General features: G+C 56.6%; 13 protein-coding genes. 9 read left to right on the top strand and 4 right to left on the bottom strand.

The window, feature by feature from the left end; all coding sequences use genetic code 11:
• Positions 1 to 28: 28 nt before the first annotated feature.
• Complete coding sequence (locus HKK53_RS29730; protein WP_169373706.1) at positions 29 to 1,141, top strand: acyltransferase family protein; 1,113 nt, start codon at positions 29 to 31, stop codon at positions 1,139 to 1,141.
• 31 nt (positions 1,142 to 1,172) lie between these two features.
• Here the strand turns inward: HKK53_RS29730 and HKK53_RS29735 are convergent, their stop codons facing one another.
• Positions 1,173 to 2,942, bottom strand: a complete 1,770-nt coding sequence (locus HKK53_RS29735) for a hypothetical protein (RefSeq protein WP_169373707.1) — start codon at positions 2,940 to 2,942, stop codon at positions 1,173 to 1,175.
• A 453-nt stretch (positions 2,943 to 3,395) separates the two neighbouring features.
• On the opposite strand from HKK53_RS29735, the gene HKK53_RS29740 reads away from it, so the two are divergent.
• The 3 genes from HKK53_RS29740 to fabF all read left to right on the top strand — a co-directional run bounded on the left by HKK53_RS29740 (position 3,396) and on the right by fabF (position 6,024).
• Complete coding sequence (locus HKK53_RS29740; protein WP_169373708.1) at positions 3,396 to 3,731, top strand: ComEA family DNA-binding protein; 336 nt, start codon at positions 3,396 to 3,398, stop codon at positions 3,729 to 3,731.
• A gap of 191 nt (positions 3,732 to 3,922) precedes the next feature.
• Entirely contained in the window at positions 3,923 to 4,717 is a 795-nt protein-coding gene (locus tag HKK53_RS29745; protein ID WP_169373709.1) for an SDR family NAD(P)-dependent oxidoreductase, read from the top strand.
• A 32-nt stretch (positions 4,718 to 4,749) separates the two neighbouring features.
• Positions 4,750 to 6,024 carry a beta-ketoacyl-ACP synthase II gene (gene fabF, locus HKK53_RS29750; RefSeq protein WP_169373710.1) on the top strand — a complete coding sequence of 425 codons (1,275 nt, stop codon included), beginning with the start codon at positions 4,750 to 4,752 and terminating at the stop codon, positions 6,022 to 6,024.
• Here the strand turns inward: fabF and HKK53_RS29755 are convergent.
• Positions 6,021 to 6,578, bottom strand: a complete 558-nt coding sequence (locus HKK53_RS29755) for a TetR/AcrR family transcriptional regulator (protein WP_169373711.1) — start codon at positions 6,576 to 6,578, stop codon at positions 6,021 to 6,023. The genes fabF and HKK53_RS29755 overlap by 4 nt on opposite strands.
• 175 nt (positions 6,579 to 6,753) lie before the next feature.
• On the opposite strand from HKK53_RS29755, the gene HKK53_RS29760 reads away from it, so the two are divergent.
• On the top strand, positions 6,754 to 7,407 hold the full coding sequence (locus HKK53_RS29760) for a GntR family transcriptional regulator (protein WP_169373712.1): 654 nt from the start codon (positions 6,754 to 6,756) through the stop codon (positions 7,405 to 7,407).
• 15 nt (positions 7,408 to 7,422) lie between these two features.
• Complete coding sequence (locus tag HKK53_RS29765; protein WP_169373713.1) at positions 7,423 to 8,274, top strand: urea carboxylase-associated family protein; 852 nt, start codon at positions 7,423 to 7,425, stop codon at positions 8,272 to 8,274.
• 45 nt (positions 8,275 to 8,319) lie between these two features.
• Here HKK53_RS29765 and HKK53_RS29770 read toward each other — a convergent pair whose 3' ends face one another.
• Both HKK53_RS29770 and eat read right to left on the bottom strand, forming a co-directional pair.
• Entirely contained in the window at positions 8,320 to 8,487 is a 168-nt protein-coding gene (locus HKK53_RS29770) for a DUF2897 family protein (protein WP_081744012.1), read from the bottom strand.
• 124 nt (positions 8,488 to 8,611) lie between these two features.
• Positions 8,612 to 9,976 (bottom strand): ethanolamine permease, encoded by a 1,365-nt coding sequence (gene eat, locus HKK53_RS29775; RefSeq protein ID WP_133838287.1) that lies wholly within the window; start codon positions 9,974 to 9,976, stop codon positions 8,612 to 8,614.
• A gap of 335 nt (positions 9,977 to 10,311) precedes the next feature.
• Between eat and kdpF the strand changes: the two genes are divergently transcribed.
• From kdpF to kdpB, 3 genes are read left to right on the top strand one after another with little or no spacing between them, the layout of a single operon-like run.
• Complete coding sequence (kdpF, locus tag HKK53_RS29780) at positions 10,312 to 10,401, top strand: K(+)-transporting ATPase subunit F (protein ID WP_007899818.1); 90 nt, start codon at positions 10,312 to 10,314, stop codon at positions 10,399 to 10,401.
• Positions 10,402 to 10,409: 8 nt separating this feature from the next.
• Positions 10,410 to 12,104, top strand: a complete 1,695-nt coding sequence (gene kdpA, locus HKK53_RS29785; RefSeq protein WP_169373714.1) for a potassium-transporting ATPase subunit KdpA — start codon at positions 10,410 to 10,412, stop codon at positions 12,102 to 12,104.
• A 10-nt stretch (positions 12,105 to 12,114) separates the two neighbouring features.
• A complete protein-coding gene (gene kdpB, locus HKK53_RS29790) occupies positions 12,115 to 14,172 on the top strand; it encodes a potassium-transporting ATPase subunit KdpB (protein ID WP_169373715.1) in 2,058 nt (685 codons plus the stop codon).
• Positions 14,173 to 14,313 lie beyond the last annotated feature (141 nt).

Raw genomic sequence — 14,313 nt, forward strand, 5'->3', positions numbered from 1 at the left:
CTCAAATTGCATTTAGGGATTTACTCGGTTGCAAAGTTCAAATATTAAATTTTTGCCGCAGGTCGACCACTTGAGAGCTTTCGCGGCTATTTGGATCGTTTTGTATCATGTGCAACAACTGGTAGGTTCGGTTATGCTCACAGGGCAGTGGTTTGGGGGGGCTTGGCCGGTCGCGTCTTCACCCTTTTCCGCATTTATAATCGAAGGGCATTCTGCAGTTGCATTATTTATGGTGTTGAGTGGTTTTATCTTTGCGTACGGTACATATGGGAAGGAAGTAAATTATTCAAAATTTATACTGAATCGAATATTAAGAATTTATCCGTTGTACCTAATGGTGATTTTCTTCAGCATATCGATTAGTCCTCAGAAGTTTGTTCTTGCTGAATTTGTTTCTACAGTTTTACCGTTAGCTAATGTCGGCTTGATGCAAACAAATGGAGCCGTCGGGATGTCTTGGGCGGTTGCTGTGGAGTTTCAATTTTATCTGATTTTCCCGTTTATCTTGTCGGCGTTAAATAAGGCCCCAGCAAAAACTATAGTAAGTATTCTAGCGGTTGCTTTGGCGTTCAGGTTGCTCGCGATAGGGTTGGGGGCAGATGCGAGGGATATGTCGTATTCGCAGTTGATTGGGCGTATTGATCAATTCGTGTTGGGTATGGGAGCGGCTGTATTACTTAGGGTGTTGCGTGAGTTTAAGTATCTTTTGCTCTCCATGTTTTTGAGCGGCACCGGAGTGGTGATATATATGCTTTTTTGGTTAAATCACCATGGCGGTTGGGTATCTCAAGAGTGGTGGAAGATATTGTGGCCGACGATAGAAGGAGTCGTTTACGCTGTATTCATAGTTGGGTATGTAGGGAGTAAGAATATTTTCCCCGCACTCATCTCAAGTGGTCTATGTAAAGTGGGAGAGTGTAGCTTTTCTATTTATTTATTGCATTTTTCAATTGTCCTATTATTTGCGACTCGAAAAGATCTCGTGTTTCATCCGACGGGCGATCCGAAGTTGGATCTGATGTTTATGACTTTTGCCGTGATTCTCCCCATTGTGTTGGTTTTTTCGATGCTAACTTACAGAGTTATTGAGCGTCCGTTTTTGTCTCTTAGAAAAAGATATGTTAACACTCTGGTGACTTGATCTGATAAAGGTAACAAGATGATGGGTCTTATTACCTGATTTCATTTTTCTGTCGGGGAATCCTCGTCCAGTTCAAGGATATAGCAATAAGGCTCGCTATAAGTACTAATGACCATATTCTGAACTCTTTTAAAATCTCACCGTTTGGTATTTCATTTGATGCTGGGCCAAGGGCCGTACCATTGGGTACGTCCACGCTCCAAAAGAACGTGAAAACTATAGCGTTTATGACAACAAAAATGTTAAGCCAAGAGCCATTGTAGTTAGAGATTGCCGCAGGGAAAATAGCGCACCAAAGCAAAAGTATGGAGTAAGGCGCGGTGAATAACCAGGCGCTAGAATCTGGATAGGTCCCAAATATTAGCATTGTGAAAACCAAACTGGAAATGCCGACATTGATTAATGCAAATTTTCCAAAGTCTGTTTTATGAAATTTCTTTAGAAATAGAAATGGAATTCCAAGTAAAAGGATAAATGGAGCCAGTCCCATTTTTGATACGGTGAACCACCTCAGTGACCCTGTGTTTAGATTGTTTAGAAGGTTGAAATCCGAGTTTGCGGTCACATCAATCGTAGGTTCGCCTATAAACAATCGAATATTGGATACTTTGTTGCTTATTGTTTTTTGCCACCCGATTTTTGCATACTCATCGAGAATGGCGGTCAATGGAGGAAGCGTATCTTGCCTTATTATTATGCCGGCCAATTGCCATTTTAATAGTCTGTCGCCTGGAGGGTCGTAGAGTTTTTGGTATGCTACCCACGGTGAGTAAATTAGTATCGCAGTTACGACGCAGATAAGTGATGTGAAAGGCTTCGGTGTGGTTCTGGTAATAAGTAGATAGATCGAAAAACCCAATAATCCAAACAGTGCTGCACCATGGGATAACATCGAAAGTGCGGCCATTATTCCGGCGGCGGTCAAACTGAGATTAACTTTTCTATATTTTTTTAGAATTACAAATGACATCGCACCTAGTAACATTGCACCGGCTAACATTTTTGGCCAGGCAAAGACTGAGTTTACAAAAACCGCTCCAACACATGCAATGGTTAGAACTATTAAGCTGATATTTTTTTGTGGGATTTTTAGAACGCGAAGTAATGGCCATAAAGCGAAAATCCACAGGCAGTTACTAATAATTCCCAAGCAGAGGTAGGCGAATGTTCTAACCTCTGGTTTAACCAAACCGTATGCACTCAGAATAATACCTGTTTCCAGTGGAGGGCGATCACTGGATTGCCAATCACCTTGAAAGTCTGATAAAAGCTCGGATCTATCTTTAAGCAAGTGGTCTGCAAACAGCTTTGGTATCATATTGTCTGGTGTTAGCCAGTATCTTTTTTGTGTTAACTGCGCCCCTTCATTCACTGCCCCATGATCCACTACTATCGTGGCGTAGGTGGTAGTAACCAGCACAAAAACCAAGAGGGGCCGCCAAAGCCGATTGCTTAATAGGGTTATCGGCCTTGCTAGAAGTGAAAAAATGCATGCAGTTAATATTGTCAGATTAAAAATATATCCAGTGGCAGGGTTGATAAACCACGCCCAGAACTGTATCCAGCCAAGTACTCCAGTTGTTAGTAATATGGTAAGTGGAAGGATGGTGTTTGAGTTTGATTTAGTTAGCCAAGCGGATATTGCAATTCCGGGCGCCAAAGTTATACATATGCAGGACAGTAGGAGACCGATGAACTCCAGCGAGTATCCGTGTTCTGCCTCACCTGCATAGCCATTAGAGGTAATAAGGTGAAGCGTTGCTGTAATAATTAGCAGTGGAGGCAAAAATCGTTTTATCACAGATGTATCCGATTTAATATTTCGGTTTGTATTTTTTTTCGGAATTCGATCTTCATTATTCTGTTTGTTGTAGCTAGTCTGGGGCATATCGGAAGATTGAATGACTTTCTCCTCATAAAAATAGAAATGAGTCTTCGTGCCATTTTAACTAGATTCTGCTGGTTCTTACATCATGTTTTGGTCACGGGGTGCTCACGAGATCGATATGGCCGGAAGCTGTAAACTCACAGCTATAAATAGGGGGAATTCCTCCGATTGCGACGTCTCATGAGGAGAGTAGCCGCTACCCCGACGGCGAGATCGTCGACTGGATTCACCAGCAACGCCGTCTCGAACCCTGATTGTTTCACATTCTGTAACGTACACACTTTTGACAGCTCCACCCCATCGCCTAAGTTTGGAGAGCAGCTTCGGAAAAGCTGCTTTCCCAATCGATGTCATGGAGCTTCATTTATGCGTACAGGTTATTTCTCCTCCCTGGTTTTTGCCCTGCTCACCAGCGCCTCTATCGCTGCCATTGCTGCACCTGCAACCAAGCCTGAAGCGATCAATGCACCGTTGGTGCTGGACGTCGCCGCCAAGGCGCAGGGCGAAAAAATCGATCTGAACGGCGCCGATGCCCCGACGCTGCAGCGTGAACTGGCGGGTGTCGGTGAAGCCAAGGCTAAGGCGATTGTTGCGTATCGTGAGACGAATGGGCCGTTTGCATCGGTGGATGAGTTGCTGGAAGTGAAAGGGATCGGCAAAGCGATTCTGGACAGGAATCGCGACAAGCTCGAAGTGAACTAAGCTTGTAGATCAACGCCAAGAGGCCGGTCATTGACCGGCCTTTTTTACGTTCGGGCCAAGCGTTTGTTGATAGGCCTTCCGTCGGCGCATAAAAAATTACGGCTATCATATTGCGTTAGGATTATGCCTATAATAAAAGACAGGAGCGCTCTGGCGCTCGCTTTCCTTCAAGCATACTCAGGAGCACCGTCATGAATTCCACCCAGTCTCAAGGTACAGCCCTCGTCACCGGTGCTTCTTCCGGTATCGGGGCGGTTTACGCCGAGCGGTTGGCGGCCCGTGGTTTTGATTTGTTGTTGGTTGCTCGCGACGAGCAGCGGCTGGAGGCGGCGGCGAGCGTATTGCGCGCCGAGCATGGCGTTCGAGTTGAAGTGCTCAAGGCTGACCTGACGCAAAAAGAAGAAGTGTTGAAACTTGAGCAGCGTCTGCGCAGCGATTCCAGTATCAGCCTGCTGCTCAACAACGCAGGCGTTGCCGCCGATGGATTGTTGGCCAACGCCGACCTGGACCAGTTGGAGCGCTTGATTCAGCTCAACGTCACCACCGTCACGCGGCTGGCTTCGGCGGCAGCAGCCAGTTTTGCCAAGGCCGGTCGCGGCACGATCATTAACATCGCGTCCGTGGTGGCACTGTTCCCTGAACGGTTCAACGCGACGTACAGCGCCAGCAAGGCGTATGTTCTGAGTCTGACCCAATCGTTGGATGCTGAATTGAACGGCACCGGGGTCCAGGTTCAAGCCGTGTTGCCAGGGGTGACACGCACTGAAATCTGGGAGCGCTCCGGCATCGACGCCAGTGGCATCCCGGCGGAAATGATCATGGATGCAGGGGAGATGGTCGACGCGGCGTTGTCCGGTCTGGACCAGGGTGAACTGGTCACCATTCCTTCGTTGCCGGAAGCGTCCGAGTGGGAAGCCTTTGTTGCGGCCCGTCATGTGATGGCGCCGAACTTGTCTCGAGACAAAGCCGCCGCACGCTATAAGTGAGGCGCCATGAATCGGTTTGAGGTGAAAGCGGTATGAGTGATCGTCGAGTCGTTGTTACGGGTATGGGCCTGGTGTCGCCGTTGGGCAGTGGCGTCGAAGCCGTCTGGGCGCGCCTGCTGGCCGGGCGCTCCGGGTTGCGGGCGTTGCCGGACGAAGTGGTCGCCGATTTGTCGGCGAAGGTCGGTGGCGCCGTGCCGAGCCTGGCTGAAGATGCCGAAGCAGGTTTCGACCCGGACCGAGCCACCCCGCCCAAAGAACAGAAGAAGATGGACCGCTTCATCATGTTTGCCATGGAGGCTGCACGCCAGGCGCTGGAGCAGGCCGGTTGGCAAGCGCAGGACGCCAACGCCCAGGAACGCACCGCCACGATTATCGGTTCCGGCGTAGGTGGTTTCGGTGCGATAGCCGATGCGGTGCGCACCACTGATACCCGCGGGCCGCGACGTTTGTCACCGTTCACCATCCCATCGTTTCTGGTCAACCTCGCGGCTGGCCATGTGTCGATCCAACATGGCTTTAAAGGTCCGTTGGGTGCGCCGGTCACCGCCTGCGCCGCCGGGGTCCAGGCGATTGGTGATGCGGCGCGGTTGATTCGCTGCGGCGAAGCCGATATTGCCGTGTGCGGCGGGGCGGAGGCGGCAATCGATCGCGTCAGCCTGGCCGGGTTTGCGGCTGCCCGTGCCTTGTCCAGCGGTTTCAACGAAACCCCGGAGCGCGCCTCGCGGCCGTTCGACAGTGATCGCGATGGCTTTGTGATGGGCGAGGGTTCCGGTCTGTTGGTAATCGAATCCCTGGAACATGCCTTGGCCCGTGGTGCCCAGCCCATCGCGGAGTTGGTCGGCTACGGCACCAGTGCCGACGCCTATCACCTGACGGCCGGTCCGGAAGATGGCAGCGGTGCCCGACGGGCGATGTCGCTGGCGTTGGCGCAGGCGGGTATTTCAGCGGCGCAGGTCCAGCACCTCAACGCTCACGCCACCTCGACTCCCGTTGGAGATCTGGGGGAGTTGGCGGCGATCAAGTCATTGTTTGGCACGGATAACAAAATTGCCGTGACGTCGACCAAGTCCGCCACCGGGCACCTGCTCGGCGCCGCTGGCGGGATTGAGGCGATCTTCACGTTGTTGGCGATCCGCGATCAGATCGTGCCCGCGACCCTCAACTTCGAAAACCCGGATCCGGCCGCGCAGGGGGTGGATATCGTTCACGGCCAGGCGCGGTCAATGCCGATCGAATACGCATTGTCCAACGGCTTCGGCTTTGGCGGGGTCAATGCCAGTGTGCTGTTCAAGCGCTGGCAGGGCTAGTCTTTGGTTTGCTTGAGGTGATTACGAGTGACGTCGAGAATCCGCTGAGCCAGCTCAGGGTTCTCGACACTGCGGGATAACAGCAGCGCCCCGATCAGCGTCGACATGATGACGATGCTGCGCTCGGCGGCGTTTTCGCCTTCCAGGGTGCCTTGCACTTGTTCAAGTCGAGCATTGAGCACCGCATCGCTGGTAGGGCTCGGTTGCCCGCGCAGCCCAAGTTCCGACGACATGGTCGGCAGTGGGCATCCTTGATGGGGTGACGTCTGGTGCCATTCGGACAAATAGGTGTCGATGAAGGCGTCCAGCGGACGCTCGGAAGCGAACAGCTCGGCGCACAACCCTTCAACTTCTTCGCCCGCGGCCACCAAGGCCTTTTCCACCAGTTCATCCTTGGATTTGAAGTGCGAATAAAAGCCGCCATGGGTCAACCCCAGCGCTTTCATCAGTGGTTGCAAGCCGGTAGCACCGATTCCGTCGCGGCGGAAACGTGCTGACGCTTCCTTGATGATGCGTTGGTGGGTCTGGGCTTTATGGTCTTGCGAGTAACGCATCTCTGATCTCCGCGACAATGCGCCATATTAACCAATGAACGTTGGATGGTGACTGTACTTCTACTTCTAAAAAGCATGCAGATGCGTGCAACTCGGTTGCGGCGTGGCTTGGAATTGGCATGAATAGTGATTACTCATTCGCTAACGATTGTTGAACAATCACGAGGCGATACCCATGAGCAGCGGACTGTCCCTGGCCGATCACATCACCCTGGAGTTGCGCGCCGACATCATCGGTGGTCGTTTGCTGCCGGGCATGGCACTGGTGGAAAACGATCTGGTGTCGGCTTACAACGCCTCGCGCAACACCATTCGCGAAGCGCTGCATCGGCTGGGGCAGGAAGGCCTGACCCGCTATGTGCGCAATAAAGGCGTGATGGTGCGCAGGGTCGGTGTCGACGACGTGCGCGACCTGTTCAAGGTTCGCCGCACCCTGGAATTGCAAGCCATCAGCAGCAGCCAGCCGCTGCGCGAATACCAGTCCGACCGAATGCTCGAAGCCCTGGAAGCCACGGAACTGGCGCGGGATCGCGAAGACTGGCGCGCGGTCGGCACCCATAGCCTGGCGTTTCATCAACATATCGTCGGGTTGATGCGCAGCCCGTTGTTCGATGAATTCTTCACCAACGTTGTCGCGCAACTGCGCCTGGTGTTTTGCAGCGCGCCGGATGAGTCGCGCTTTCAGGCGCCGTGGCTGGCCCGCGACCGGTTGATCCACGACCTGCTCGCCGAGGGCGACAAAGCTGGGGCGCTGGATGCGCTGAGCCTGTATCTCGACGATTCCGAGCAACTGCTGTTGCAGCTGTTGACCCCTGTTCCCCATCACTGATCGAGGATTCGTGCCATGTACAAAGACTATCCGGCGGCCTATCAAGTCAGCAAAGGCTCGGCCTTGCAGGTGGACAAGGCGTTTTATGAACGGGTTCGCGACAGCAGGGACGGGCGCACGCTGATCGAGCAATTCGAAGTGCCAATCCGCACTGGCCGTGCCTGGAACGTCCCGGCCGGGCACGTATTTCGAGTTACCACCCCGGTCGGGCCTCAGGTCGGGGATTTCAACGTCTGGAATGCCCATGACCCGCGCGAACGCCTGTGGGCTGCGCGCACCCGGCAGTTGCAGGGCGCCCATGTCAGCACCCATGACCGTCTGTGGTCGAACCTGCCGTTTCTGCGGCCACTGGTGACCATCACCGATGACAGCCTGGCCGGTTATGGCATCGACGAGCACGGCGGCCGTTTGCACGATCTGCTCGGCACGCGTTGCGATCCATACGTGAACAAAATGCTCACCGGCGAAGACTTCCATCATCACTGCCACTCGAACCTGACCCGCGCCGTGCTGCCCCATGGCTTGACCGAGTTCGACGTGCACGACGTACTGAATATTTTCCAGTGCACCGGCCTGAACCATGACGACATGTACTTCATGAAGGCGTGCCCGGCGCAGAAGGGCGATTACCTGGAATTCTTTGCCGAAATAGATTTGCTGTGTGCGCTGTCGACCTGCCCCGGCGGCGACCTGTCATTGGCCATGTGGGGGCCGGATGCGCAAGATCCGCTGAGCGTGTGCCGCCCGCTGGGGGTGGAGATTTATCGCTTGGAAGATTCATTGCTCGAAGGCTGGAGCCAGCCGGAGCGTGCGGCGTACAAAGGGCTGCATGGCTTGCACATCGCCAAGGCCGATTGGGAGAAATAGAAACGCAAAACCCCATCATTCGAGTTGAATGATGGGGTTTTTTATTTAGCGGTCCTGCGCTTCCTTGGCATCCATTTCCGCATTGCGTTCGGCGACGCGTTTACGTTGCTCTTCGGTCAGATCGACCTTGGTGGCGGTGTCACGCAACATCATCAGACCGCCAACGATCGAGCCGATTGCAACGACCAGAATCAACCAGGCATACCAGGGCATAGGGCTCTCCTTGAGGGCAGGCCGGTTGGCGGATTTCGCCAACCGATCGTGCATACCACTTTGAGCGATTAGTTTTCGCAGTGGTTCCATTCTATGCCTGTTATGACAGCCGCACCTGTGCTGTTTAAAGCCCGGTCAACATCGCATCCGCCGGCGCATCGGCGCGCAATTGCGCGGTGAGCATGAAGTACACGAAACCCACCGCCATGAAGCCGACGAAGATCAGCCCGATCAAGGCGTTGAACCAGGCCATCGCCACCAGGCACACCACCGCCAGCACCAGCGCGATCATCGGCACCAACGGATAGCACGGCGCGCGGAAAGTGCGCTCCAGGTTTGGCTCGGTTTTACGCAGTTTGAACAGGCTGAGCATGCTCATGATGTACATCACGATCGCGCCGAACACCGCCATGGTGATCATCGCCGCGGTCAGCGTCATGCCACCAAGATTAATCAAACCGTCGCTGTAGATCGCTGCGATACCGATCAAGCCACCGGCAATGATCGCCCGATGCGGCGTCTGGAAACGCGACAACTTGGCCAACGATTTCGGCAGGTATCCGGCCCGGGCGAGGGCGAAGAACTGTCGCGAGTAGCCAAGAATGATCCCGTGGAAACTCGCCACCAGGCCGAACAACCCGATCCACACCAGCATGTGCAACCAGCCGGAGCTTTCGCCGACCACGGTTTTCATCGCTTGCGGCAGCGGGTCGTTGATGTTCGACAAAGTGCGCCAGTCGCCGACGCCACCGGCAAAGAACATTACGCCCATGGCCAGCAGCACCAGGGTCAGGATGCCGCTGATATAAGCCTTCGGAATCGTCCGCTTCGGATCCTTGGCTTCTTCGGCCGCCATGGCGGCGCCTTCAATGGCGAGGAAAAACCAGATCGCAAACGGAATCGCCGCAAACATCCCGGCAATTGCCGGTGCGCCGAACACATCGGAACCGGCCCAGCCATTGAGCGCGAAGTTGCTGAAGCTGAATGCCGGAGCGACCACACCCATGAATACCAGCAGTTCGGCCACGGCCAATACGCAGACGATCAACTCGAAGGTTGCGGCGAGTTTCACTCCGAGGATGTTCAGGCCCATGAACACGATGTAGGCGCCGACCGCCGCGTGTTTTGGATCAAGCGCCGGAAATTGCACATTCAGGTACGCACCAATCGCCAGGGCGATGGCGGGCGGGGCGAAGACGAATTCGATCAGCGTCGCCAGCCCGGCAATCAATCCACCTTTCTCGCCAAAGGCGCGGCGGCTGTAGGCAAACGGGCCGCCAGCGTGGGGAATCGCCGTGGTCAGTTCGGTGAAACTGAAGATAAAGCAGGTGTACATGGTCGCGACCATAAAGGACGTCACCAGAAAGCCCAGTGTCCCGGCCACGCCCCAGCCATAACTCCAGCCGAAGTACTCACCGGAAATCACCAGCCCGACCGCGATGCCCCACAGGTGCAGCGTGCCCAGCGTGGGTTTGAGTTGTGTGTTCATGCGTTGCTCCCTGAACGGTTTGGAAAGCTCGGGGGAGGGCGCGTGCAGCGGGCGTGCCATTTTGTATTTGCGCGTCGTAAAGCGCTGAAAGCTGTCGTATCGGGGATGATCGCTGCCGGATGTGCGGTTTTTGTGCGCCAGTTGGGGGCGGTGGCGGCTGTTCTGCCGTCTTCGCGGGCAAGCACAAACCCCACCAACCCACCTGTAACGCCCGCATAAACCCACTCTTTACGCTTTCTTTATGCCCAGCCAACCCCCTCGCTCTCGTTCCTTTACAGCCTCCCTGCCGACAATGACTGCACAAGCGGCAATACGCCGTAACACGGAGAACTTCCATGAGCGTTCTGGACGGGGTGTCACTGCTACTGGCAGTGGGGCTGTTCATTTATCTGTTGGTTGCGCTGTTGCGCGCGGACCGGAACTAGGAGCGGCTATGCACAGTTATGACTATTGGCTGATCCTGGCCTTCTTCGCCCTGGTGCTGATTCCGGCACCGTTCCTGGGGCGTTTTTATTACAAGGTGATGGAAGGCCAGCGCACCTGGCTGTCACCGATCCTCGGTCCGGTCGAGCGTGGCTGTTATCGCGTGGCCGGCGTCAATCCGCAGGATGAACAGAGCTGGCAGAAATACACCCTGGCCTTGCTCGCCTTCAACCTGGCGGGCTTCTTGCTGTTGTTCGCGATCCTGTTGTTCCAGGACCACTTGCCGCTCAACCCGCAAAACCTGCCGGGCCAGGAGTGGACGCTGGCGTTCAACACCGCCATCAGTTTCATGACCAACACCAACTGGCAGGCCTACAGCGGTGAAGCGTCCCTGAGCTACCTGAGTCAGATGGCCGGCCTCACCGTGCAGAACTTCGTCAGCGCCGCCACCGGCCTCGCCGTATTGGTTGCGTTGTGCCGTGGTATCGGGCGCAAGTCGACCAAGACCCTGGGCAACTTCTGGGTCGACATGACCCGCGCCACCCTCTACGGCCTGCTGCCGCTGTGCCTGCTGCTGGCGCTGTACCTGGTCTGGCAGGGCGTGCCGCAAACCTTCGCGCAGTATGTGAATGCGGTAACCCTGCAGGGCGTCGATCAAGTGATTCCGCTCGGCCCGGCCGCCAGCCAGATTGCGATCAAGCAATTGGGCACCAACGGTGGCGGCTTCTTCGGCGTCAACTCGGCGCATCCGTTCGAGAACCCGACCGCGTGGAGCAACCTGTTCGAAGTCGGGTCGATCATCCTGATCCCGGTCGCCCTGGTGTTCACCTTCGGCCACTACGTGAAAGACCTGCGTCAGAGCCGCGCGATCATCGCCTGCATGTTGGCGCTGTTCCTGATCGGCGGCGCGACATCGCTCTGGGCTGAATACCAACCGAACCCGACCCTGGCCAACGCTGCCGTCGAACAGACCGCACCGCTGGAAGGCAAGGAAGCACGCTTCGGCACCACCGCCACCGTGCTGTGGTCGGTGACCACCACCGCGGCGTCCAACGGTTCGGTCAACGGCATGCACGACAGCCTCAACCCGCTGAGCGGCATGGTCGCGCTGGTCAACATGATGGTCGGCGAAGTGATCTTCGGCGGTGTCGGGGCCGGGCTCTACGGCATGTTGCTCAACGTGCTGATCGCGGTGTTCCTCGCCGGGCTGATGATCGGCCGCACTCCGGAATACCTCGGCAAGAAGCTGCAAGCGAAAGAAGTGCAACTGCTGGTGGTGACCTTGCTGGTGATGCCGGTCGGCGTGCTGGTGCTGGGCGCGATTGCTGCCAGCCTGCCTGGCCCTGCCGGGGCGATCAGTAACCCTGGCCCGCACGGTTTCAGTCAGTTGCTTTATGCCTACACCTCGGCCAGTGCGAACAACGGTTCAGCGTTCGGTGGCCTGAGTGCCAACACCTCGTTCCACAACCTGATGCTGGGGCTGGGCATGTTGATCGGTCGCTTCGGTTACATCCTCCCGGTTCTGGCGTTGGCCGGCAGCCTGGCGATGAAGAAAACCGCGCCGATCGGCCAGAACAGTTTCCCGACCCATGGCCCGCTGTTCGTGACTCTGTTGACCGTGACCATTCTGCTCGTGGGCGGTTTGACCTTCTTGCCAACGCTCGCGTTGGGCCCGATTGCTGAACATCTGAGCATGGGCTTCTGAGGATCTGATGATGAATATGCCCGCAACTAAACCGGCTACCGTAAAAGCCCCGGAACAACCGAAAACCGCGATCTCGGCCCTGTGGCGCCCGGCGCTGGTGCAAGCCTTCGTCAAGCTCGACCCACGGCAATTGCAGCGTGCGCCGGTGATGCTGGTGGTCGAACTGACCGCCGTGCTGACCACCGTGCTGTGCTTCATTCCCGACGGCAGCGTGCCGACCTTTGTCGCGGCGCAGATTGCGCTGTGGCTGTGGTTTACCGTGCTGTTCGCCAACTTCGCCGAAGCCCTGGCCGAAGGTCGCGGCAAGGCCCGCGCCGACAGCCTCAAGGCTGGCAGCGAAGGTTTGAGCGCTCGCCGCCGGACCTCCAATGGCACCTTCCAGGTGGTGCCCGCCACCAGCCTGCGCAAGGACGATGTGGTGCGCGTCGAAGCCGGGGAAATGATCCCCGGTGACGGCGAGGTGATCGAAGGCATTGCGGCGGTCAATGAGGCGGCGATTACCGGTGAATCCGCGCCAGTGATCCGCGAATCCGGTGGCGACCGTTCCGCCGTCACCGGCAACACCCGCCTGGTGTCCGACTGGCTGCTGGTGCGCATCACCGCCAACCCGGGCGAGTCGACCCTGGACCGTATGATCGCCCTGGTCGAAGGCGCCAAACGCCAGAAAACCCCGAACGAAGTGGCGCTCGACATCCTGCTGATCGGCCTGACCCTGATCTTCCTGCTGGTGGTCGTGACCCTGCAACCGTTCGCCCACTTCGCCAATGGCAGCCTGCCGCTGGTGTTCCTGGTGGCGCTGTTGGTGACGCTGATTCCGACCACCATTGGCGGCTTGTTGTCGGCCATCGGTATCGCCGGGATGGATCGTCTGGTGCGCTTGAACGTGATTGCCAAATCCGGTCGCGCCGTGGAAGCGGCGGGGGACGTGCACGTCCTGTTGCTGGACAAGACCGGCACCATCACCTTCGGCAACCGTCGTTGCACCGCCGTGTATGCGGCGCCGGGTGTCAGCGCTAAAGAGCTGTCTGAAGGTGCGTTGTTTGCCTCGCTGGCCGATGACACGGCTGAAGGCAAGTCCATCGTCGAATACCTGCGTGGCCTGCATCCGCAACCAGAACCAAGTCCTGAGCTGCTGACCGCCGTGCCGTTCAGCGCCGAGACGCGCCTGTCCGGTGTCGACTATCAGGGCCGCGTGTACCGCAAAGGCGCGGTGGATTCACTGTTGGCCTTCGTCGGCCTGAAGCGCGCCGACCTGGCGCCGTCCCTGTCCCGGGAAATCGACAAGATTGCCCAGAGCGGCGGCACCCCGTTGCTGGTCTGTGCCGACGGTAAATTGCTCGGTGCGATCCACCTCAAGGACGTGGTCAAGCCAGGCATTCGCGAACGTTTTGCCGAGTTGCGCAAACTGGGGATTCGCACGGTCATGGTCACCGGCGACAACCCGCTGACTGCTGCCGCGATTGCTGCTGAAGCGGGCGTCGATGACGTGTTGGCCGAAGCCACCCCGGAGAAAAAACTGGCGCGCATTCGCCACGAGCAGAACGACGGTCGCCTGGTCGCGATGTGCGGCGACGGCGCCAACGACGCCCCGGCGCTGGCCCAGGCGGACGTCGGCATGGCGATGAACGACGGCACGCAAGCGGCACGCGAGGCGGCGAACATGGTCGACCTCGACAGCGACCCGACCAAGCTGCTGGACGTGGTGCAAATTGGTAAAGAGTTGCTGGTAACCCGCGGCGCGCTGACGACCTTTTCCATCGCTAACGACGTGGCCAAATACTTCGCGATCCTGCCGGCGCTGTTCGCCTCGATCTACCCGCAACTCGGCGTGCTGAACGTCATGCACCTGAGCAGCCCACAGAGCGCGATCCTCTCGGCGATTGTGTTCAACGCCTTGATCATCGTCGTGCTGATTCCCCTGGCGCTGCGCGGTGTGCGGGTACAGGCGGCGAGTGCGGCGGCGTTGTTGCGGCGCAATCTGCTGATCTACGGCTTGGGCGGGATTCTGGTGCCGTTCGTGGGCATCAAGGCGATCGACATGGTGTTGACGGCGTTGCATTTGGTTTGACCGTGCTGGGCGGTGTGTCAGATACACCGCCTTCGCGGGCAAGCCTCGCTCCTACAGGTCGCACAAAACCGTAGGAGCAAAGCTTGCTCGCGAAGATTGCACCACGGCTTACCTGACTGAACGCGCTATTTGTTCCCTGAA

It is taken from the genome of Pseudomonas sp. ADAK7, from assembly GCF_012935675.1.
Classification (GTDB): domain Bacteria; phylum Pseudomonadota; class Gammaproteobacteria; order Pseudomonadales; family Pseudomonadaceae; genus Aquipseudomonas.

Excerpts from the sequence above, each read along its gene's own strand:
- HKK53_RS29755 (WP_169373711.1), bottom strand. The coding sequence starts at position 6,578 with ATGCGTTACTCGCAAGACCATAAAGCCCAGACCCACCAACGCATCATC.
- fabF (WP_169373710.1), top strand. The coding sequence starts at position 4,750 with ATGAGTGATCGTCGAGTCGTTGTTACGGGTATGGGCCTGGTGTCGCCG.
- kdpA (WP_169373714.1), top strand. The coding sequence starts at position 10,410 with ATGCACAGTTATGACTATTGGCTGATCCTGGCCTTCTTCGCCCTGGTG.
- eat (WP_133838287.1), bottom strand. The coding sequence starts at position 9,976 with ATGAACACACAACTCAAACCCACGCTGGGCACGCTGCACCTGTGGGGC.
- HKK53_RS29765 (WP_169373713.1), top strand. The coding sequence starts at position 7,423 with ATGTACAAAGACTATCCGGCGGCCTATCAAGTCAGCAAAGGCTCGGCC.
- HKK53_RS29745 (WP_169373709.1), top strand. The coding sequence starts at position 3,923 with ATGAATTCCACCCAGTCTCAAGGTACAGCCCTCGTCACCGGTGCTTCT.
- HKK53_RS29760 (WP_169373712.1), top strand. The coding sequence starts at position 6,754 with ATGAGCAGCGGACTGTCCCTGGCCGATCACATCACCCTGGAGTTGCGC.
- HKK53_RS29740 (WP_169373708.1), top strand. The coding sequence starts at position 3,396 with ATGCGTACAGGTTATTTCTCCTCCCTGGTTTTTGCCCTGCTCACCAGC.
- kdpF (WP_007899818.1), top strand. The coding sequence starts at position 10,312 with ATGAGCGTTCTGGACGGGGTGTCACTGCTACTGGCAGTGGGGCTGTTC.
- kdpB (WP_169373715.1), top strand. The coding sequence starts at position 12,115 with ATGAATATGCCCGCAACTAAACCGGCTACCGTAAAAGCCCCGGAACAA.
- HKK53_RS29770 (WP_081744012.1), bottom strand. The coding sequence starts at position 8,487 with ATGCCCTGGTATGCCTGGTTGATTCTGGTCGTTGCAATCGGCTCGATC.